Origin of the sequence: Nocardioides sp. (assembly GCF_030150155.1) — a bacterium.
In the GTDB taxonomy this organism is placed as follows: Bacteria; Actinomycetota; Actinomycetes; order Propionibacteriales; family Nocardioidaceae; genus Nocardioides.
This window is the reverse complement of record NZ_JASLGR010000021.1, coordinates 37,079-57,159: the sequence shown is the minus strand read 5'-3', so window position 1 is coordinate 57,159 and position 20,081 is coordinate 37,079. Positions and strand designations below refer to the sequence as shown.

The following is a 20,081-nucleotide window of genomic DNA, read 5'->3' as shown; positions in this document are numbered from 1 at the left end:
TTTCCGCCGGTCATGGCCCTCACCCCTAGGGTGGGGGCCATGACTATTCTCCGTGCCGACGGGCGTGCCAACGACGAGCTGCGCCAGATCACGATCACCCGCAACTGGCTCGACCACCCCGCCGGCTCGGTGCTGGTCGAGTTCGGCAAGACCCGTGTGCTCTGCGTCGCCTCGGCCTCCGAGGGCGTGCCGCGCTGGCGTAAGGGCTCGGGCCTGGGCTGGGTCACCGCCGAGTACTCGATGCTCCCCGGCTCCACCCACGAGCGCTCCGACCGTGAGTCGATGAAGGGCCGCGTCGGCGGTCGTACGCACGAGATCTCCCGCCTGATCGGCCGCTCGCTGCGTGCCGTGATCGACTACGAGAAGCTCGGCGAGAACACGATCAACCTCGACTGCGACGTGCTCCAGGCCGACGGCGGCACCCGCACCGCTTCGATCACCGGCGCGTACGTCGCCCTGGCCGACGCCGTGAAGAAGCTCGGTGTCGAGGGCGCCTTGACCGGCTCCGTCTCGGCCGTCTCGGTCGGCATCATCGACGGCCAGCCGCGCCTGGACCTGCCCTACGAGGAGGACTCGCGCGCCGAGACCGACATGAACATCGTGATGACCGGCACCGGCAAGTTCATCGAGATCCAGGGCACCGCCGAGGGCGCCGCCTTCGACCGCGCCGAGCTGGACTCGCTGCTGGCGCTGGGGGAGAAGGGGTGCGCCGACCTGACCGCACTCCAGCGCGCCGCCCTGGCGCAGGACTGACGTCATGCCGCAGGTCTTCGTCGCCTCGCGCAACGCCAAGAAGATCGCCGAGATGGAGCGCATCCTGGCTCCGCTCGTCCCCGGCGTCCAGGTACTCGGCCTGGGCGACCTCGACGCCAGCCAGCTCTACGACGAGCCGGTCGAGGACGCCGCCACCTTCGAGGGCAACTCGCTGCTCAAGGCGCGGGCCGGGTTCGCCGCCACCGGGCTGCCCTCGGTCGCCGACGACTCCGGGATCTGTGTCGACGCCCTCAACGGGATGCCCGGCGTCCTGTCGGCGCGCTGGAGCGGCAAGCCGAAGTCCGACGAGCGCAACAACACCCTGCTGCTCGAACAGCTCGAGGACGTCCCCGACGAGCGGCGTACGGCCCGGTTCCGCTCCACCGTCGCGTTCGTCTTCGGCGAGGGTCCCGAGGGCGAGATCGTGGTGGCCGGCGAGATGACCGGCCGGGTGCTGCGCGAGGCGCACGGCGGCGGTGGCTTCGGCTACGACCCGCTCTTCGTCCCCGACGCCGCCGACGGTCGTACGGCGGCCGAGCTGAGCCCCGAGGAGAAGGACGCGATCTCGCACCGCGGCACCGCCATGCGCGAGATCGCCCCGCGGATCGCCGCGATCCTTTCCTGAGACGCACATCCCAGTCGCGGGCACGCCCCGCGACTGGGATGCTGTCGGCCATGCACGTGGCCGAGGACGACGACTACCGCCAGACCCTCACCGACCGCGAGGAGCTGCGCCGCGACGCTGCCGGCCAGCAGCGCGAGCCGGTCGCCTGGGTCGAGGACCTGGACGCGTCCGGGGTGCGGGCCCGGCTCTACGTTCCGGCCGGCGCGGACGACCGCGACCCGTGGGCGCGCGGCGTGATCGTGCACCTGCACGGTGGTGGCTTCGTCTTCCACGACGTCGACACCCACGACGGCCCGGCCCGGCGGCTGGCCAACCGGACCGGGCGCAGCGTGCTCTCGGTGGACTACCGGCTCGCCCCCGAGCACCCGTTCCCCGCGGCAGTGCACGACGCCGATCATGCGGTGGCGTGGGCGGCCAGCCAGACCCGGACGGTGATCGTGCACGGCGACTCCGCCGGCGGCAACCTCGCCCTGGTCGCGGCACTGCGCAACCCCGGCCTGGTCAGTGCCGTGGTGCTGGTCTACCCGTTCCTCGACCCCGCCAGCGAGCAGGCCAGCTACCAGGTCCAGGACTGGACCTGGGACCGTGACGAGGCCCAGTGGTACTGGTCGCAGTACCTCGACCTGGCCGCCGACCCGACCCTGATCGCCCACCCCGACGCGGCGCCGCTGCACGCCCCGGGGCTGGCCGCGCTGCCTCCGACCCTGGTGATCACGGCCGAGGCCGACATCGCCCGGGACGAGGGCGAGCTGCTCGCTCAGCGGCTCCAGGAGCTCGGCGTGACCACGGTGGCGCAGCGCTTCGGCGGCGTACCGCACGGCTTCTGGCGCTCCCTGGACTTCCGTCGTGAGGGCGACCTGGCACGGGCCGCGACCGGGGCGTTCCTCGACGACGTACTGGACCGTTCCTGAGCCGCTGAGGCTCACCGCCGCCGTGCCGGAGACCGGGGTCGTCGTGCGCGGGCGGGACTGAGAGAATCGTCCCCATGCGCGTTCACCTCGGTTGCGACCACGCCGGTCTCGACCTCAAGAGCCACCTGACCACCCGCCTCACCGAGCTCGGCTACGACGTCGTGGACCACGGCCCGTTCGTCTACGACGCCCTCGACGACTACCCGGTCTTCTGCATCCGCGCGGCCGAGGGCGTCAAGCGCGACCGTGACGCCGGCCTGGACTCGCTCGGTGTCGTGATCGGTGGCTCGGGCAACGGCGAGCAGATGGCCGCCAACAAGGTCACCGGCATCCGCGCCGCCCTGGTCTGGAGCGACGAGACCGCCAAGCTTGCCCGCGACCACAACAACGCCCAGGTGGTGGCCGTCGGTGGCCGGATGCACAGCCTGGAGGACATGACCCGCTTCGTCGAGATCTTCCTCGCCGAGCCGTTCAGCAACGACGAGCGTCACGTCCGCCGGATCGGCCAGCTCGAGGCGTACGACGCCGACGGCGTCCGCCCCGCCCTGCCCGACTCCGCGAAGGGCCTCGGCCCGGCCGAGGACCAGGACTGACCGGTGCCCGAGGGGCACACCCTTCATCGACTCGCCCTGGACCTGTCAGACGCCTTCGCCGGCCGACAGGTCCGGGTCGGGTCGCCCCAGGGACGGTTCGACACCGAGGCGCGCCAGCTCGACGGCGCCCTGGTCGAGGGCGCCGAGGCCTGGGGCAAGCAGCTCTTCGTGGAGTTCACCGGTGAGCGCTTCGTCCACATCCACCTCGGGCTCTACGGCAAGCTCCACCTGACGTCGTACGACGACCAGCCCGAGCCCCCGGTGGGCCAGGTCCGGCTCCGGATCGTCGGCGCCGGGACGGTGGCCGACCTGCGCGGAGCGACCGCCTGCGACCTGTGGACCCCGGCTCAGGTCGAGGCCTGCGTGGCCAAGCTGGGGCCCGACCCGCTGCGCGCCGACGCCGACCCCGACCGTGCCTGGGCGCGGATCCACCGCACCGAGCGCTCGATCGCCAGCCTGCTGATGGACCAGAGCGTTCTGGCCGGGGTGGGCAACGTCTACCGCGCCGAGGTGCTGTTCCGGCGCCGTCTCGATCCGCGCCGACCGGGCTCGTCGCTGCGCAAGGCGCAGTGGCAGGAGATCTGGGAGGACCTGGTCGCCCTGATGGCGATCGGGGTCGAGCGCAACCGGATCGACACCGTCCGCGACGAGCACACCCCCGAGGCGATGGGACGCGACCCGCGCCGCGACGACCACGGTGGCGAGGTCTACGTCTACCGCCGCACCGGGCAGCCCTGCCACGTCTGCGCCAGCCCGGTCAGGACCGCAGAGCTGGAGGGACGCAATCTCTTCTGGTGCCCGGGCTGTCAGAGGCCCTACCGTTCGCGTACGAGTGGCCGGAGTGTGGGGAGGGCGTAATGCGGTGGCGCCGTGAGTTCGCGGGGGAGACCGGTCTGCTGATCGGGCTGTGGCTCTTCGCCGTCGTGTCGACGGTTCTGATCATCACCCAGGAGTCCTGGGCCTCGCTCAACCTGCTGTTGATCCCGATGGTGATCGGCAGCCTCGTGCTCAGTCCGCGACGGCTGTCGTGGTTCGTGATCGGGATGCTCGCCCTCGACGTGGTCGGGCTGGCGGGCCGGGACAACACCACGCCGTTGACCGCGACCGCGGTGATCTGCGTCTTCCTGGTCGGCCTGATCATCCTGCTCTCGGCGTTCCGTCGCACCCGTCTCGGCGTGGCCGGGGCGCAGGGGGAGTCGATGTTCGTCGAGCTGCGCGACCGGCTGCTGCGCCAGGCGAAGATCCCGGCGCTGCCCGAGGGCTGGCTGGTCGAGTCGGCGCTCACCTCGGCCGGCGGGACCCTGTTCGCCGGCGACTTCATCGTGGCGGCCCGCACCGAGGAGCGCTTCGAGGTCGCCCTGGTCGACGTCTCGGGCAAGGGCGAGGACGCCGGCCCGCGCGCACTGCTGCTGTGCGGTGCCTTCGGTGGCCTGATCGGCTCGGTCCCGCCGGCGGCGTTCCTGCCTGCGGCCAACGACTTCCTGCTCCGCCAGGAGTGGGACGAGGGGTTCGCCACCGCCGTCCACCTCAGCGTCGACCTGGGCACCGGGGACTACGAGCTGCGCACCGCCGGGCACCCACCGGCGCTGCTGCGCCACAGCGGTCGCTGGGACCGGATCGCCAGCGGCGGCGTCTTCCTCGGACTGATCCCGCACGAGCAGTTCGAGCCCGCTCGCGGCCGGCTCGACGAGGGCGAGGCGATCATGGTCTATACCGACGGCGTGGTGGAGGAGCCGACCCGTGACCTCGACGTCGGCATCGACCTGCTCGCCGCCGAGGCCGAGGAGCAGATGCGGGTCGATCTGGTCGGTGCCGCCCAGCGGCTGGTGACCAAGCTCGGTGCCCGCGACGACGACCGGACGATGGTGGTCGTGCACCGGCTCTGAGTCGACCGGCGGCCCGAACGGTGAGACACCGGGGTGCCGCTTTCAGGTCCCGGTGCGGCGTATGGCACGATTGGGCCGCTGTCAGGGGCGAGTGATCGGCCGGTGACGAAGCGGGGATGTAGCTCAATGGTAGAGCCTCAGTCTTCCAAACTGATTACGCGGGTTCGATTCCCGTCATCCCCTCGAAAGCGGGCGCTGCCACGCACGGAGCCCCGCCTTTCCGGGGCGTAGCGTAGTGGCTAGCGCGCCTGCTTTGGGAGCAGGAGACCGCAGGTTCGAGTCCTGTCGCCCCGACTCTGGTTCCTGGCGGCTCCCCTCGGTTCGTGGTGGCGGACACACCCGGGTAGGATCGGCCGACGGTCGGAGGACTAAGACGTCGTCTGGGAGGTCGGGCTGCTTCAGCCCGGTGTCGCGGTCGCGTCGCCCGACTGTCGCACCGTCCAGACCAACCAGAGGAGAAACCTGTGAAGAGCGCCGTCGAGACCTTGAGCCCGACCCGGGCCAAGCTGACCGTCGAGGTGCCCTTCGAGGAGCTCAAGCCGAGCCTCGACAAGGCATACAAGCAGATCGCGCAGTCGATCAACGTTCCCGGTTTCCGGAAGGGCAAGGTCCCCGCTGCGGTCATCGAGCGCCAGTACCCCGGCGCCGCCCGCGACCAGGCCCTCAACGACATCCTCAACGAGAAGTACGTCGAGGCTCTCCAGGCCAACGACATCACCCCGCTGGCTCAGCCCGAGGTCGAGGTCACCAAGTACGACGCCGACGGCCCGCTGGAGTTCACCGCCGAGGTCGACGTCAAGCCCGTCTTCGAGATCCCGGCCTACGAGGGCCTCGAGGTCTCCGTGGACGCCACCGTCGTCACCGACGAGGACGTCGAGGAGCAGGTCGAGGCGCTGCGTGAGCGCTTCGGCACCCTGAAGGACGTCGAGCGCGCCGCCGCCGACGGTGACTTCGTCGTCATCGACCTGGCCGCCACCAAGGACGGCGAGGCCGTCGAGGGTGCCGAGGCCGTCGGGATGAGCTACCAGATCGGCAAGGGCGGCATGCTCGACGGTCTGGACGAGGCCGCCACCGGTTTGTCGGCCGGCGAGGACAAGACCTTCACGTCGACCCTCGTGGGCGGCGACCTGGTCGGCCAGGAGGTCGACGTCAACGTCAAGGTGAACCAGGTCCAGGAGCAGGAGCTCCCCGCGATCGACGACGAGTTCGCCCAGCTTGCCTCCGAGTTCGACACCCTCGACGAGCTCAAGGCCGACATCCGCGAGCGCCTCGGCCGGGGCAAGCGCCTCGAGCAGGCCGCTGCCGCCCGTGACGCCGTCCTCGAGGCCCTCCTGGAGAAGGTCGAGATCCCGCTCCCCGAGGCGCTCGTCGCCGACGAGCTGACCCAGCGTCGCCAGCAGCTGGAGCAGCAGCTCCAGTGGGCCGGCCTGACGATGGAGAAGTACCTCGAGGAGGAGGGTCAGACGATCGACGAGTTCGAGGCCGACCTCGAGCGCCGCGTCCGTGACGCCATCGCCGCCCAGCTGCTCCTCGACGACATCGCCAAGGGCGAGCAGTTCGAGGTCACCCAGCAGGACCTGACCCAGCACATCATCCGCTCGGCTCAGAACTCCGGCCAGGACCCGCAGCAGGCGTTCGCTCACATCCAGGAGCACCCGCACCACCTCCAGGAGTACGCCGCTGAGATCGTCCGCGGCAAGGCTCTGGCCAAGGTGGTCGAGGCCGCCTCGGTGAAGGACTCCGAGGGCAACGCCGTGGAGCTGAAGAACCTGCTCCCCGACGGCACCATCGGTGAGCCGGCCGCCGAGGCCGACGCCGAGGAGACCGCCGCGGAGTGATCCGCGCGCAGCTCTGAGAGCTCACGACAACCCCCACGACCCGACGGTCGTGGGGGTTGTTCGCCTCTCCAGGGCGCCTGGGCTGCTTAGACTGCGCGCGTGACGGGCTCCCCGCAGCTCGCCGACGGCCTGCTCGAACGCGAGGCCGAGTGGCGACGGATGCAGGCCCTGCTGACCGCCGTGCAGGCGGGGCAGGGCGCCCAGCTCTGCCTGCTCGGACCTCCCGGCGCGGGCAAGTCCAGTCTCCTTGCCGCCCTGGTCGAACGCGCCCGCGCCGACGGCCTGCGGGTGCTGCTCGCCTCGGCCGGACCGTTGGAGTCGCGCTCGCCGTTCGGTCTGGCCCGCCGGCTCTTCACCCGTGAGCTCGAACGGCTCACCCCGGCCGAGATCGCCGGCGTCTCCACCGGACTGGCCCGCACCGCCGTCGAGCACCTGATCGGCTCCAGCGCCGAGCCGGTCGAGCTCGGCGACATGCTCGCCAGCCTGACCTGGCTGCTGCGAGCGCTGGCCCGGCTCGGTCCCGTCCTGGTGGTCGCCGACGACGTGCAGTGGGCCGACGAGGAGTCGGTACTGCTGCTCGGCTCACTGCGCGAGCAGCTCGACGGACTCACTCTCGGCGTCGTGCTCGCCGCCCGGGAGGTGAGCGCCGAGACCCGTCAGCCCGCCCTGGCCGAGGTGGTCGCCGCCGGTGAGGTACTGCGCCCCGAGGCGCTCACCGCCACCGCCGTCGGCGCCGTGCTGGCCTCCTGCTGGGGCGGCGAGGTCGGTGCGGAGGTGGCCCAGGCCGCGCACGAGGTCAGCGGCGGCAACCCCTTCCTGGTCACCGCCCTGGCCCGCCTGCTGGCCGAGCGGGCCCCCGGCGAGCGGGGGGTGGCGGCGCTGCGGGCCGCGGTACCGGGCACCGTGATCGACGCCGTCGTGCAGCGGATCGCTGCATTGCCTGAGCCCGCGCGCGACCTGGCCCGCGCCGTCGCGATCCTGGACGGATCCACGCTGACCCTGGCCGCCGCCCTGGCCGGGACCGACCTGGAGACAGCGGCGCTGGCTGCCGACCGGCTCCGGGCCGCGGGGATCTTCGCTGCCGAGGGAGCACCGACGTTCCGGCACGGGCTGCTGCGCTCGGCGACGTACGCGACGATCGGGCACGACACCCGTGAGGCGCTCCACCGGCGCGCGGCAGCGCTGCTCGCCGGGACCGACCTCAACGCCGCTGCCGCCCAGCTGCTCTCGGCCGAGCCGACCGGCGACTGTACGGCGGCCGACGTGCTGGCCCGGGCCGGGCGCGACGCCCTCGACGCCGGTGCCCCGCAGTCAGCGGTGGCACTGCTGCGCCGGGCGGTGGCCGAGCCGCCTACCGCCGCCGAGCTGCCCCGCCTGCTGCTGGACCAGGGGCTGGCCGAGATGCGGACCCTCGACGCGGCCTGCGTGGAGACCCTGGACCGGGCGCTCGCCGTGGTCACCGCACCCGAGGACCGGGCCGAGGCGGCGCTCGCCCTGGCCCGGGCCTACGCCTACGCCGGCTTCCATGCGCTCGCGGCCGACGTGCTGGCCGAGGCCTGCGACGCGCTGCGCGGCACCGACAGCGAGCTGGAGCTGGAGGTCGAGGCGGCCTTCGTCGGCACCGCGATGCTGGTCTCCGAGCGCCGGGTCGAGGCACGCCGCCTGCTGGCGGCCCGCACCGACCTGACCGGGAGCACCCGCGGGGAGCGGCTCTTCCTGATCCAGCAGATGATGGCGGCCTCGGCGGCCAACCAGCCCGCCACGGTGCTCTTCGACCTCGCCGAGAAGGTGATCGGCGACTGGCCGACCAGCGACCAGTCACCCGAGTCGACCGAGTGGGTCTGGCCGCGTCTCCTGCTGGCGGCGATGGGGCGGCTCACCGAGGTCCGCCGACTCACCGACGACGGCTTCGCCAAGGCCGCCGCCAACGGGTCGATGGTCGGCTTCCTCAGCGCCACCTTCGTCCGCGGCTCGGTCGAGCTGTGGAGTGGGGACCTGATCGAGGCCGAGAGCCGGTTCCGGGCGATGCTGGAGCACGGTCGCGCGCTCAACGGCGGCGTGCTGGTGGAGACCCTCGCCGGGGGAGGGCTGGCCCAGGCGCTGGCCTTCCAGGGCCGGGTCGAGGAGGCGATGGCGCTGCTGGCGCCGTTCCCCGAGGAGTCCGGCGCCGACGCCCCGATCGAGGGGATGTCGATGCTCGCCTTCTGCCGGGCCGTGGTCCGCCAGCTCGCCGGTGACGACGAGGGCGCGCTCGCCTCGGCGCTCTACCTCGGCCGCCTGGTCGCCGAGCTCGACTGCGACTCGCCCACCTGGGTGGCCTGGCGGGCCCCGGCGATCACGGCGCTGTGGACCTTGGGCCGGGTCGAGGAGGCCCGGGCGATGGCCGCCGAGCACCTGGCGCTGTGCGAGCAGGCCGGTGCGGCGACCCTGCTGGCCGAGGCGCTCCACCTGGCCGGCGTGGTCGGCGAGGACGCGGAGCACTCCCGGGCGATGCTGGAGCGCTCGGTCGAGGTGGCGCAGAGCGTCGAGGGGCGGCTGCACGAGGTGATGGCACGGATGGCGTACGGCGCCTTCCTGCGCCGCACCGGGCAGCGTGCCGAGGCCCGCGAGCACCTGCGCCAGGCGCGCTGGTGGGCCGAGCAGGTCCACGCCGGCCACTTCGTCGCCCTGGCTGACAGCGAGCTGGCGGCTGCCGGGGTCAGGGCAGGTCGGCTCGACCTCTTCGGCTCCGGTGCCTTGACCGCCTCCGAGCTGCGGGTCTGCGAGCTGGCGGTGCAGGGGCTGCGCAACCGTGACATCGCCCAACGGCTCTACATCACCACCAAGACCGTCGAGGTCCACCTCTCCCGGGCCTACCGCAAGCTCGGCATCGTCGGCCGTGCCGACCTCGCTCTGGCGCTGGAGGCGTGATGCGGCCACGGATCCTGGGCGCCCTGGATGCGCTCACCGCCCTGGTGCGGGTCGTCGGTGGCCCCGGTGACCCGCAGGGCCGTGCGATCGTGTGGCGCTGGGCCGGGCAGGACCGGCCGGTCGACGCTGCCGGACTCGCCGCGGCGTTCGGCAGGGCACCGGCACGTGAGTGTCTGGCCGTTTTCGTGCCGGCCTCGGGGGAGAGCGAGTCGATCTGGCGCCGCGGCGAGGCGGCCACCGGATCGTCGTACCCGGTGCGGGTGGCCGACGTGCTGGGTTGGCCGGTGCTGGAGCTGCGTCACCGTGCCGGAGCGGCGACGGCGGAGGCGGCGGTCGAGCTGAGTGCGCTGGTGCAGGCCGTCGTGGACGGCTGGCCGGGGCCGCTGCGCCGGATCGTCGTGGTGGCCCAGGGGAACGGCGGGCTGGTGGTGCGCTCCGCGCTCGGCGTACGGGCGCTCGCGCACCAGCCGTGGAGCGACCTGGTCTCCGAGGTGATCACGCTCGGCACCCCGACCGCCGGGACCCGGACCGACGCCGTCACCGGGGGCATGGCCCGACGCGCCGACGAGGTCCTGGCGGGGATCGCGGTGCTGCCCCCGGAGGTGCTCGACGCACCGGCGCTGGACCACGTCGACTACCTGGTGGTGGCCGACTCCCGGGTCGCGCGACCGCACCCGTGGGGGAGGCTGCTGGGCAACGTGCTCTGGTTCCGGCACCGGGCCTCACCGCGCGGACGGCGGCTGGTCGACCTGTTCCCGACCGGGGAGCGCTTCGAGGTCGACGGGCTCGAGCATCCGTTGACCAACCACCCCGAGGTGCACGACGCCCTGCTGCGCTGGCTGGTCTGAGCCTGCGCGTGGCGACGGACCGGGTGTCTGCTGTCGGCGAACAGGGGCCGAGATCCCGTGGAAGTGGGGGTCGGCCCGACTAGGTTGGGCTTGTGACTGAGACGAACTTCCTCGCCGAGGATCTGGACAACCGCCTGCTCAAGGAGCGCATCGTCTTCCTCGCCGGTGAGGTGCGCGACGAGAACACGATGAAGCTGCACAAGCAGCTTCTGCTGCTTTCGGCCGCTGACCCCAAGGCGGACATCTACCTGCACATCCACTCGCCGGGCGGCTCCGTCGACGCCGGCATGATGGTCTACGACACGATGAACTACATCCCCAACGATGTCGTCACCATCTCCGTCGGCATGGCCGCCTCGATGGGGCAGTTCCTGCTCTGCGCCGGTGCCCCGGGCAAGCGCTTCGCGCTGCCGCACAGCCGGATCATGATGCACCAGACCTCGTCGGGCATCGGTGGCTCGGCCTCGGACATCAAGATCCAGGCCGAGGAGTCCAAGAAGCTCAAGGCGACGCTCCTGGGCGTCATCGCCGAGCGCACCGGCAAGTCCGTCGAGCAGGTCCGCGAGGACGCCGAGCGCGACCGCTGGTTCTCCGCCGACGAGGCCAAGGACTACGGACTCGTCGACCACGTCGTCACCAACGCCGCCCAGGCCCAGACCCAGAACTGAGGGACCACCGATGAACTACTACATCCCGCAGTGGGAAGAGCGCACCTCCTATGGCTTCCGCCGGGTCGACCCCTGGGCGAAGCTCTTCGAGGACCGGATCATCTACCTCGGCACGCCGATCTCCGACGACGTCGCCAACGCGATCATCGCCCAGCTGCTGTGCCTGCAGTCGATGAACCCCGACCAGGACATCTCGATCTACATCAACTCCCCGGGTGGCTCGTTCACCGCGCTGACGGCGATCTACGACACCATCCAGTTCATCAAGCCCGACGTGCAGACGGTCTGCATCGGCCAGGCCGCCTCCGCGGCCGCGGTCCTGCTCGCCGCCGGTGCGCCCGGCAAGCGGCTCGCGCTGCCCAACAGCCGGATCCTGATCCACCAGCCCTACACCGAGGGCACGTTCGGTCAGACCACCGACATCGAGATCCAGGCCAACGAGATCCTGCGGATGCGGTCCCTGCTCGAGAAGATGCTCGCCGACCACTCGGGCAAGTCGGTCGAGGAGGTCAGCCACGACATCGAGCGTGACAAGATCCTCACCGCCGCCGACGCCGTCGAGTACGGCCTGATCGACTCGGTCCTCGACTCGCTCAAGACCCCGGCCCTGGCCTGAGACACGCACCCCGTGGGTGGACACCTCGGTGCCACCCACGGGGTACCGTCAGACGGCTGGGCCGAGGGCCCATCCCACTTCCCGCAGCACGACCGTTTTACCCATTCGAAGGAGTCCGACCGTGGCACGCATCGGTGACGGAGGCGACCTACTGAAGTGCTCCTTCTGTGGGAAGTCGCAGAAGCAGGTCAAGAAGCTGATCGCCGGTCCCGGCGTCTACATCTGCGACGAGTGCATCGATCTGTGCAACGAGATCATCGAGGAGGAGCTCTCCGAGGGCTCCGGCGTCGAGCTCGCCGAGCTGCCGAAGCCGCGTGAGATCTTCGAGTTCCTCAACTCCTACGTGATCGGCCAGGAGCAGGCGAAGAAGTCGCTCGCCGTGGCCGTCTACAACCACTACAAGCGTGTCCAGGCGGGGCTCCAGCCCCTCGCCGGCAAGCACTCCAAGGACGAGACCGTCGAGGTCGCCAAGTCCAACATCCTCGTGATCGGTCCGACCGGGTGCGGCAAGACCTACCTGGCCCAGACGATGGCGCGGATGCTGAACGTGCCGTTCGCGATCGCCGACGCCACGGCGCTGACCGAGGCCGGCTACGTCGGCGAGGACGTCGAGAACATCCTGCTCAAGCTGATCCAGGCCGCCGACTACGACGTCAAGAAGGCCGAGACCGGGATCATCTACATCGACGAGATCGACAAGGTGGCCCGCAAGGCCGAGAACCCGTCGATCACCCGGGACGTCTCCGGTGAGGGCGTGCAGCAGGCGCTGCTGAAGATCATCGAGGGCACCACCGCCTCGGTGCCGCCCCAGGGCGGGCGCAAGCACCCGCACCAGGAGTTCATCCAGATCGACACCACGAACATCCTGTTCATCGTCGGTGGTGCGTTCGCCGGTCTCGACCACATCATCGAGCAGCGGGTGGGCAAGAAGTCCCTCGGCTTCACCGCGGAGGTCAAGACCGCTGCGGAGAAGGAGGCCGAGGACCTCCTCCAGTACGTCCGCCCCGAGGATCTGACCAAGTTCGGTCTGATCCCCGAGTTCATCGGCCGTCTGCCGCTGATCGCGAGCGTCAGCAAGCTCGACCAGGCCGCCCTGGTGCAGATCCTGACCGAGCCGCGCAACGCCCTGATCAAGCAGTACCAGAAGCTCTTCGACATCGACGGTGTGGACCTGGAGTTCACCGACGACGCCGTCGCCGCGATCGCCGACCACGCCCTGGAGCGGGGCACCGGTGCCCGCGGTCTGCGCGCCATCATCGAGGAGGTCCTCCTCCACGTGATGTACGAGGTGCCCTCGCGTGGCGACATCGCCAAGGTGATCGTCACCCGCGCCGTCGTGGAGGGCGAGGAGACCCCGACCCTGGTCCCGATCGAGGCCAGCGACGAGAAGCCGAAGAAGAAGTCCGCCTGACGCACGACTAGAACGGCATAGTCCATCTGGGCTATTTCGTTTGGGCGGGGTTAGCGCCATCCGGTCACGCCTGGGACACTTGTCGTACATTGTCGTGACCACTCGGGAGGTGACCAGGATGACGACGGAGCAGCGTGGCCCACTCGCGGCCTTCTTCGTGCTCGCCGTGGTCACGCTCGGTCTGTTGGCCCACGCCTTGCGCACCGACGCGGCCAGCCTCTTCGTGGCTCCGGCGCAGTCGGTGATCGGGGGAGCGGTGCTCGCACCGTTGCCCCAGCAGGTGATCGACGCCCACGACGCGCAGCTGCGCTCGCGGCACGGGGGTCCCGGCTCGGTGATCACCGACCAGGTCGTGACCCACATGGTCGCCGTCGGCACCGTGGAGCGCAGCGCCGACCAGCTCGCCGCTGCCTCGGGGGTCCCGGGTGCCCTGGTCCACGACCCGGTCAAGATGGTCACCCAGACCCTCAACTCCGTCTCCGGCCTGACCGGTGAGGTGCTGACCGGCGCGACCACCCTGGTCACCCAGGTCGTCGATGGCGTCCTGACCAGCGTCGCCGAGCCGGCCTCCACCTCGGTGCACAGCGTCACCGCCCTGTTCAGCAGCAGCTACACCAGCCCGACCGCGCTGAGCACCGACACCACCTCCACCGCGACGCCCGAGGCGAGCGAGGAGGCCAGCCCCTCGACCTCCGACGACCCGTCGGCCTCGCCCTCGGACTCGGGCTCGCCCAGCGCCTCGAGCGACACCCGCTCCCAGAAGGGCAAGGAGAACTCGCGGGGCCGGCCGGGCCAGAAGGGCAGCGCCTCGGCGTCGCCGTCGGCCACCTCCGGCGCCAGCCCCAGTGCGAGCCCGAGCGCCAGCGCCAGCAGCGGCAACAACCGCGGTGGACGCTGGGGAAGCGACTCGACCAAGGCGTGGGGGAGCAACGGCTCGGACAAGGGCTCCTCACAGGGCAAGTCCCAGGGCAAGTCGAAGGGGAAGGGCAACGGCTCGTCCGCCTCGGCCAGCGCCAGCGCGACCCCCTCGGCCTCGGCCAGCAACGACTCCTCCACTGACTCGTGGCGTGGCCACGGACGCGGTAACGGCAAGGCCAAGGGCCGTAGCTGACGCCCCTGAGGGGCGCCACCCTCGCCGACGGTCTCGACGACCTGCCGACGACCTCTTAACGACAGAGGACCCTCTCAACGACACGAGGCCCCCACCCGAAGGTGGGGGCCTCGTCGTCGGACGGGGAGGCTCAGCTCTCCTCGGCCGGCACGATCTCGGCCGTGACGGCCAGCTCGGTCAGGCTGTCGTCGGTGACGAAGGTCAGCTCGCCCACGACCCGGGCGGCCTTGCGCAGGTCATCGACGGCCTTCTCGGCACCGGAGATCAGCGCGGCGGGGCCGGTGATGGTGGCCGAGGCGAGCTCGGTGCGCATCGAGACCTTCGCCTGCGACTTCACCCCGCGCAGGCCCTTGAGCGCTGCGGCGACGCCGTCGAGGATGCTGGCGTCGGCGGCTGCGGCCGAGCCCAGCTCGATCGCCTCGGGCCACGAGGCACGGTGCACCGAGCCCTCCTGCCACCAGGACCAGACCTCTTCGGTGGCGTAGGGCAGGAACGGCGCCAGCAGACGCAGCTGGACGTGCAGCGCCGCGGCGAGGGCGGCCTTGGCCGAGGCCGAGGCCCAGCCACCGTCGACGTCGTACGCACGCTCCTTGACCAGCTCCACGTAGTCGTCGCAGAACTCCCAGAAGAACTTCTCCGCGGCCTCCAGGGCACTGGTGTAGTCGTAGGCCTCGAACGCCGACGTGGCCGTCTCGATGACGTCCTTGAGCCGCGCGATCAGGGCGGTGTCGACCGCCTCGGCGATCGCGACGTTGTTCAGCTCGGTGGCGTTGACCGAGCCGAGCACGAACTTCGAGGCGTTGAGCACCTTCAGCGCGAGTCGGCGGCCGACCTTCATCTGGGTCTCGTCGAAGGGCGAGTCCAGACCCGGACGGGCCAGGGCGGCACGCCAGCGGACGGCGTCGGCACCGAACTTGTCCAGGATCTCGGTCGGGACGACGACGTTGCCCTTGGACTTCGACATCTTCTTGCGGTCCGGGTCCAGGATCCAGCCCGAGAGCATCGCCGTCTTCCACGGCACCACGCCGTTCTCGGCGTTGGAGCGGACCACGCGGCTGAACAGCCAGGTCCGGATGATGTCGTGACCCTGCGTGCACAGGTCCATCGGGAAGACCCGCTCGAACAGGTCGTCGTCGCTGCCCCAGCCGCCGGCGATCTGCGGAGTGAGGGAGGAGGTCGCCCAGGTGTCCATCACGTCCGGGTCGCCGATGAAGCCGCCGGCAACGCCGCGCTGGTCGGCGGTGAAGCCTTCGGGCACGTCGGTCGACGGGTCGATCGGCAGCTGCGCCTCTGTCGGCAGGATCGGGTTCGTGTAGTCGGGCTCGCCCTCGGCGTCGAGGGTGTACCAGACCGGGAACGGGATGCCGAAGTAGCGCTGGCGCGAGATCAGCCAGTCGCCGTTGAGGCCGCTGACCCAGTTGTCGTAGCGGTGCTGCATGTGGGCGGGCAGCCACTGGATCGTGCGGCCGGCCTCCAGCAGGTGCTCGCGCAGGTCGGCGTCGCGGCCACCGTTGCGGATGTACCACTGACGGGTGGAGACGATCTCGAGCGGCTTGTCGCCCTTCTCGTAGAAGTTCGCCATCCGCTGGGTCGGCTTCGGCTCGCCGTCGAGGTCGCCGCTCTCACGGAGCTTGGCGACCATCGCCTCGCGGGCGCTGTGCGGGGTCTTGCCCTTGAGATCGTCGTACGCCGTCACCGCAGCGTCGGAGGTGAGCCACTCGGGCGTCTCGGCGGTGAAGCGGCCGTCGCGGCCGATCAGGGTGCGCACCGGGAGCTGGAGCTCGCGCCACCACTGCACGTCGGTGAGGTCACCGAAGGTGCAGCACATCGCGATGCCGGCGCCCTTGTCGGGCTCGGCGGCGGGGTGGGCCACGACGGGGACCTCGACGCCGAAGATCGGCGAGGTGACGGTGGTGCCGAAGAGCGGCTGGTAGCGCTCGTCGTCGGGGTGGGCGATCAGGGCGACGCAGGAGGCGATCAGCTCCGGACGCGTGGTCTCGATGAAGATGTCGGACCCGTCGGGTGCGTGGAAGGCGACCCGGTGGTAGGCACCGGGGTACTCCCGGGCCTCCAGCTCGGCCTGAGCGACGGCGGTCTGGAAGGTGACGTCCCACAGCGTGGGGGCCTCCTGCAGGTACGCCTCGCCGCGGGCGACGTTGCGCAGGAACGCCTTCTGGCTGGCGACCTGGGACTTCTGTCCGATCGTCGTGTACTGGTAGTTCCAGTCGAAGGAGAGGCCCAGCGTGCGCCACAGCGCCTCGAAGACCGCCTCGTCCTGCTCGACCAGCTCGTTGCACAGCGCGACGAAGTTGGGGCGGCTGATCGAGACCTGGCGCGAGCCGGGCTTCTCCGGAGGGGTGAAGTCGGGGTCGTAGGGCAGCGAGGCGTCACACCGCACGCCGTAGTAGTTCTGCACCCGGCGCTCGGTCGGCAGGCCGTTGTCGTCCCAGCCGATCGGGTAGAAGACGGCCTTGCCGCGCATCCGGTTGAACCGGGCCATCAGGTCGGTGTGGGTGTAGGAGAAGACGTGACCGACGTGCAGTGAGCCCGACACGGTCGGCGGGGGAGTGTCGATCGAGTAGACGTTCTCCCGCGGCTGGGTGCGGTCGAAGGCGTAGGTCTCGTCGTCCTTCCAGGCCGCGGACCACTTCGCTTCGAGACCTTCGAGCGCCGCCTTGTCCGGTACGGCCGCGCCGCTGGTGGCGGTCGGGGTCCCAGACTGTTCGGCGGTCTCGCTCAGATTCTCGGTCATAAGGCGAAATCCTAGGGTCCTCACAGTGCTACGACGAATCAGGTTGCTCGCACGCGCGCACCTAGACTGAACCGCGTCATGACTGAACTTCCCGAAGAGCACGTCGCAGCACGCCCCGCTCAGACCTTCGCCGAGGCCGAGGAGGCGCTGCTCTCGCGCTGGCCCGAGACCCGGCTGGAGCCCTCCCTGGACCGGATCCGCGCCTTCACCGAGATCCTCGGTGACCCGCAGGCCGCCTACCCGGTGATCCACCTGACCGGCACCAACGGCAAGACCTCGACCAGCCGGATGATCGACTCCCTGCTGCGTGCCTTCGACCTGCGCACCGGCCGCTTCACCTCCCCGCACGTGGAGAAGATGAGCGAGCGGATCAGCATCGACGGCGAGCCGTTGAGCGACGAGGACTTCGTCGAGGCGTTCAACGACGTCGCGCCGTACACCCACGTCGTCGACGCCGACCAGCCGCACCCGCTCTCCTTCTTCGAGACGGTGGTGGGGATGGCCTACGCCAAGTTCGCCGAGGCGCCGGTCGACGTCGCCGTCGTCGAGGTCGGGATGGGCGGCGGCTGGGACGCCACCAACGTCGCCGACGGCACCGTCGCGGTGATCACGCCGATCGCCCTGGACCACGCCGCCTACCTGGGCTCCACCACCACCGCGATCGCGCGGGAGAAGGCCGGGATCATCAAGGCCGGCGCCACTGTCGTCGTGGCGGCCCAGACGCCCGACGTGCTGGAGGTGCTCACCGAGCGCGCCGACGAGGTCGGCGCCACCCTGCTTCTCGAGGGCCGCGACTTCGCGGTGCTCACCACGACCGCCGCCGTCGGTGGCCAGGTGACCTCCCTCAAGGGCCTGCGTGGTGAGTACGACGACCTCTTCCTGCCCCTCTACGGCGCCCACCAGGCGCAGAACGCCGCGGTCGCGCTGGCGGCCGTCGAGGCCTTCCTCGGTGGCGGCGAGACCGGCGCACCGCTGGGCGACGACCTGATCCGGGCCGCGTTCGCCGAGGTCACCTCGCCGGGCCGCCTGGAGCTGGTCCGGCGTTCGCCCACGATCATCCTCGACGCCGCGCACAACCCGCACGGAGCCGAGGCGACCGCCGCGGCCCTGGAGGAGTCCTTCACCTTCTCCCCGCTGATCGGTGTCATCGGCGTGATGGGGGACAAGGACGTCGAGGGCGTCCTGGCCGCCTTCGAGCCGCACCTGGAGCGGGTCGTCCTCACCCAGAACTCGCAGCCGCGCTCGATGCGCGCCGAGCGTCTGGCCGAGGTCGCCCTAGAGATCTACGGGGAGGACCGGATCACGGTCGTGCCCGACCTGGCCACGGCGATCGACGTCGCCGCCGCGCTGGCCGAGAGCGAGTCGAACGACTCGCTCAGTTCGGGAGCCGTGCTCGTCACCGGCTCCGTCGTCACCGTGGGCGAGGCCCGGGTGCTGTTGGGAGGGCCCAAGTAATGAGCGACCAGAGCAACGACCTGTCCCCGCTGGACTCGGCGGTCGACCCGGAGCGGAGCAAGAACCCGCGCCGCGGGATGTGCGCCGCGGTGCTCTCGCTGGAGGCGATCACGCTGGGGCTCACCACGCCGGTGATGATCTCGGTCAACGACGTCGCGGCCGGCTGGGCCGTGCTGATCGGCGTGGGGCTGTGCGTGCTGTGCGTGCTCGCCGCCGGGATGCTGCGCCGGCCCAGCGGCTACTACCTGGGCTGGGCGATCCAGGTCGCCGCGATCGCGCTCGGCTTCGTGGTCTCGATGATGTTCGTGCTGGGCATCATCTTCGGTCTGCTGTGGGCGATGGCCGACATCCTGGGCCGCCGGATCGAGTCCGACCGTGCTGCCGCGTTCGCCGCCTTCGACAGGGCTGTCGCCGAGACGTCCGCCGTGCCTGGATATGGTCAGTCCCATGAGTGAGCGCACCTTTGTCATCCTCAAGCCCGACGCGGTCAAGCGTGGGCTCGTGGGCCAGATCCTGTCGCGGTACGAGGCGAAGGGTCTGGAGATCGTCGCGCTCGATGCCCGCACCATCGACGGTGAGCTCGCCGACCGGCACTACGCCGAGCACGTCGAGCAGGAGTGGTATCCGCCGCTGCGCACCTTCATCACCTCGGGTCCGCTGGTCCCGCTGGTGCTCGAGGGCGACGAGGCGATCGCCGTCGTCCGTGCGATGAACGGCGCCACCGACGGCCGCAAGGCCGCCCCCGGCACCGTCCGCGGGGACCTGTCCCTGTCGGGGCGCGAGAACCTGGTGCACGCCTCGGACTCCACCGAGTCCGCAGCGCGCGAGATCGCTCTCTGGTTCCCCGGTCTGGCCTGAGCCATGACCGAGACGGGCGGGGCGGGCGTGGCCGGCGGAGCCGGTGGCATCGAGGTCATCGAGGTCACGGCGATGCCCGACGTCCGGGCCGTCTCGACGCTCTTCACCGACGTGTGGGGGCAGAGTGACGAGGGCGCCCCGCTGCACAGCGAGGTGATGCGGAGCCTGCTGCACGCCGGCGGAGCCGTCACCGTCGCCCGCTCGGGCTCTCGGCTGCTGGGTGCTGCGGTGCTCGCTCCCGCGACGCCCGCCGGGACGGCGTACTCGCTGCTGGCGGCCGTCGCCCCCGGCACCGCCGACCGTGGCATCGGTCGCGCGATCAAGCTGCGCCAGCGCGAGTGGGCGCTGGCGCGCGGGATCAGCCAGATCCGCTGGACCTTCGACCCGCTGGTGGCCCGCAACGCCCGGTTCAACCTGAGTGTCCTGGGGGCCACCGCGGCCAGCTACGAGGTCGCCTTCCTGGGCACCGCCGCCGACGACCCGTCTACGCCGGAGGAGGACCGCCTCGACGTGGTCTGGGACCTCACCTCCGAGCCGTCGGTCGAGGAGCTCTCCTTGGGCGGTACGCCGATCGCCTCGGGCCCCGACGGGGCGCCGTTCGTCCGCGCCGAGGGTGAGGGCCGCTGGATCCGGGTGCCCCACGACGTGGTCGCCCTGCGCCGCACCCAGCCCGCGCAGGCCGAGGACTGGCGGCTCGCGGTCCGTGAGCAGTTCCTCGACGCCTTCGCCGCCGGCCTGGTCGCCACCGGTGTCAGCCGGTCGAGCTGGTACCACCTCACCCCGGCGTAACTGAGTCACACCTGTCACACCCGTCACGGCGTGTCTGGGGCTTGTCAGCGGGGGCTC

The 20,081-nt window shown here is 70.9% G+C and carries 18 protein-coding genes and 2 tRNA genes; 19 read left to right on the top strand and 1 reads right to left on the bottom strand.

Annotated elements, in window-relative coordinates; all coding sequences use genetic code 11:
- The first annotated feature begins 39 nt into the window (after positions 1-39).
- From rph to Q1V88_RS05585, 15 genes are all read left to right on the top strand, one after another.
- A complete protein-coding gene (gene rph, locus Q1V88_RS05655) occupies positions 40-753 on the top strand; it encodes a ribonuclease PH (RefSeq protein ID WP_300679096.1) in 714 nt (237 codons plus the stop codon).
- Between the two features lie 4 nt (positions 754-757).
- Positions 758-1,378 carry a non-canonical purine NTP pyrophosphatase gene (locus tag Q1V88_RS05650; RefSeq protein ID WP_300679093.1) on the top strand — a complete coding sequence of 207 codons (621 nt, stop codon included), beginning with the start codon at positions 758-760 and terminating at the stop codon, positions 1,376-1,378.
- Positions 1,379-1,428: 50 nt separating this feature from the next.
- On the top strand, positions 1,429-2,289 hold the full coding sequence (locus Q1V88_RS05645) for an alpha/beta hydrolase (RefSeq protein ID WP_300679091.1): 861 nt from the start codon (positions 1,429-1,431) through the stop codon (positions 2,287-2,289).
- 74 nt (positions 2,290-2,363) lie between these two features.
- Positions 2,364-2,882: a ribose-5-phosphate isomerase gene (locus Q1V88_RS05640; RefSeq protein WP_300679088.1), complete on the top strand. Its 519-nt coding sequence runs from the start codon at positions 2,364-2,366 to the stop codon at positions 2,880-2,882.
- A gap of 3 nt (positions 2,883-2,885) precedes the next feature.
- A complete protein-coding gene (locus Q1V88_RS05635) occupies positions 2,886-3,740 on the top strand; it encodes a DNA-formamidopyrimidine glycosylase family protein (protein ID WP_300679085.1) in 855 nt (284 codons plus the stop codon).
- Complete coding sequence (locus Q1V88_RS05630; protein ID WP_300679082.1) at positions 3,740-4,768, top strand: PP2C family protein-serine/threonine phosphatase; 1,029 nt, start codon at positions 3,740-3,742, stop codon at positions 4,766-4,768. The genes Q1V88_RS05635 and Q1V88_RS05630 overlap by 1 nt, the downstream gene beginning before the upstream one ends.
- 112 nt (positions 4,769-4,880) lie before the next feature.
- A tRNA-Gly gene (locus Q1V88_RS05625) sits at positions 4,881-4,951 on the top strand.
- A 38-nt stretch (positions 4,952-4,989) separates the two neighbouring features.
- A tRNA-Pro gene (locus Q1V88_RS05620) sits at positions 4,990-5,062 on the top strand.
- A gap of 170 nt (positions 5,063-5,232) precedes the next feature.
- Positions 5,233-6,606, top strand: coding sequence for a trigger factor (gene tig / locus Q1V88_RS05615; RefSeq protein ID WP_300679080.1), 1,374 nt, complete (start codon positions 5,233-5,235; stop codon positions 6,604-6,606).
- A 99-nt stretch (positions 6,607-6,705) separates the two neighbouring features.
- Complete coding sequence (locus Q1V88_RS05610; protein ID WP_300679077.1) at positions 6,706-9,516, top strand: LuxR family transcriptional regulator; 2,811 nt, start codon at positions 6,706-6,708, stop codon at positions 9,514-9,516.
- Positions 9,516-10,364 (top strand): hypothetical protein, encoded by an 849-nt coding sequence (locus Q1V88_RS05605; protein WP_300679074.1) that lies wholly within the window; start codon positions 9,516-9,518, stop codon positions 10,362-10,364. The genes Q1V88_RS05610 and Q1V88_RS05605 overlap by 1 nt, the downstream gene beginning before the upstream one ends.
- 92 nt (positions 10,365-10,456) lie before the next feature.
- Entirely contained in the window at positions 10,457-11,032 is a 576-nt protein-coding gene (locus Q1V88_RS05600) for an ATP-dependent Clp protease proteolytic subunit (protein ID WP_300679072.1), read from the top strand.
- A 10-nt stretch (positions 11,033-11,042) separates the two neighbouring features.
- Positions 11,043-11,648: an ATP-dependent Clp protease proteolytic subunit gene (locus tag Q1V88_RS05595; RefSeq protein ID WP_300679069.1), complete on the top strand. Its 606-nt coding sequence runs from the start codon at positions 11,043-11,045 to the stop codon at positions 11,646-11,648.
- 121 nt (positions 11,649-11,769) lie between these two features.
- On the top strand, positions 11,770-13,059 hold the full coding sequence (clpX, locus tag Q1V88_RS05590) for an ATP-dependent Clp protease ATP-binding subunit ClpX (RefSeq protein WP_300679066.1): 1,290 nt from the start codon (positions 11,770-11,772) through the stop codon (positions 13,057-13,059).
- Positions 13,060-13,177: 118 nt separating this feature from the next.
- Complete coding sequence (locus Q1V88_RS05585; protein ID WP_300679063.1) at positions 13,178-14,170, top strand: hypothetical protein; 993 nt, start codon at positions 13,178-13,180, stop codon at positions 14,168-14,170.
- Positions 14,171-14,300: 130 nt separating this feature from the next.
- On the opposite strand, the gene valS is transcribed toward Q1V88_RS05585, so the two are convergent.
- Complete coding sequence (gene valS, locus Q1V88_RS05580) at positions 14,301-16,922, bottom strand: valine--tRNA ligase (protein ID WP_300679061.1); 2,622 nt, start codon at positions 16,920-16,922, stop codon at positions 14,301-14,303.
- Positions 16,923-17,000: 78 nt separating this feature from the next.
- Between valS and Q1V88_RS05575 the strand changes: the two genes are divergently transcribed.
- From Q1V88_RS05575 to Q1V88_RS05560, 4 genes are read left to right on the top strand one after another with little or no spacing between them, the layout of a single operon-like run.
- Positions 17,001-18,377: a folylpolyglutamate synthase/dihydrofolate synthase family protein gene (locus Q1V88_RS05575; protein WP_300679058.1), complete on the top strand. Its 1,377-nt coding sequence runs from the start codon at positions 17,001-17,003 to the stop codon at positions 18,375-18,377.
- A complete protein-coding gene (locus Q1V88_RS05570) occupies positions 18,377-18,832 on the top strand; it encodes a DUF4233 domain-containing protein (RefSeq protein WP_300679055.1) in 456 nt (151 codons plus the stop codon). The genes Q1V88_RS05575 and Q1V88_RS05570 overlap by 1 nt, the downstream gene beginning before the upstream one ends.
- Entirely contained in the window at positions 18,825-19,235 is a 411-nt protein-coding gene (gene ndk / locus Q1V88_RS05565) for a nucleoside-diphosphate kinase (protein WP_300679053.1), read from the top strand. The genes Q1V88_RS05570 and ndk overlap by 8 nt, the downstream gene beginning before the upstream one ends.
- 3 nt (positions 19,236-19,238) lie before the next feature.
- Positions 19,239-20,024: a hypothetical protein gene (locus Q1V88_RS05560; protein WP_300679050.1), complete on the top strand. Its 786-nt coding sequence runs from the start codon at positions 19,239-19,241 to the stop codon at positions 20,022-20,024.
- Positions 20,025-20,081 lie beyond the last annotated feature (57 nt).

Bases quoted from the DNA above. Each gene is read 5' to 3' on its own strand.
- Q1V88_RS05560 (WP_300679050.1), top strand. From the start codon at position 19,239: ATGACCGAGACGGGCGGGGCGGGCGTGGCCGGCGGAGCCGGTGGCATC.
- Q1V88_RS05585 (WP_300679063.1), top strand. From the start codon at position 13,178: ATGACGACGGAGCAGCGTGGCCCACTCGCGGCCTTCTTCGTGCTCGCC.
- Q1V88_RS05605 (WP_300679074.1), top strand. From the start codon at position 9,516: ATGCGGCCACGGATCCTGGGCGCCCTGGATGCGCTCACCGCCCTGGTG.
- Q1V88_RS05595 (WP_300679069.1), top strand. From the start codon at position 11,043: ATGAACTACTACATCCCGCAGTGGGAAGAGCGCACCTCCTATGGCTTC.
- Q1V88_RS05570 (WP_300679055.1), top strand. From the start codon at position 18,377: ATGAGCGACCAGAGCAACGACCTGTCCCCGCTGGACTCGGCGGTCGAC.
- ndk (WP_300679053.1), top strand. From the start codon at position 18,825: ATGAGTGAGCGCACCTTTGTCATCCTCAAGCCCGACGCGGTCAAGCGT.
- Q1V88_RS05645 (WP_300679091.1), top strand. From the start codon at position 1,429: ATGCACGTGGCCGAGGACGACGACTACCGCCAGACCCTCACCGACCGC.
- rph (WP_300679096.1), top strand. From the start codon at position 40: ATGACTATTCTCCGTGCCGACGGGCGTGCCAACGACGAGCTGCGCCAG.
- Q1V88_RS05640 (WP_300679088.1), top strand. From the start codon at position 2,364: ATGCGCGTTCACCTCGGTTGCGACCACGCCGGTCTCGACCTCAAGAGC.
- Q1V88_RS05575 (WP_300679058.1), top strand. From the start codon at position 17,001: ATGACTGAACTTCCCGAAGAGCACGTCGCAGCACGCCCCGCTCAGACC.
- Q1V88_RS05630 (WP_300679082.1), top strand. From the start codon at position 3,740: ATGCGGTGGCGCCGTGAGTTCGCGGGGGAGACCGGTCTGCTGATCGGG.
- valS (WP_300679061.1), bottom strand. From the start codon at position 16,922: ATGACCGAGAATCTGAGCGAGACCGCCGAACAGTCTGGGACCCCGACC.
- Q1V88_RS05650 (WP_300679093.1), top strand. From the start codon at position 758: ATGCCGCAGGTCTTCGTCGCCTCGCGCAACGCCAAGAAGATCGCCGAG.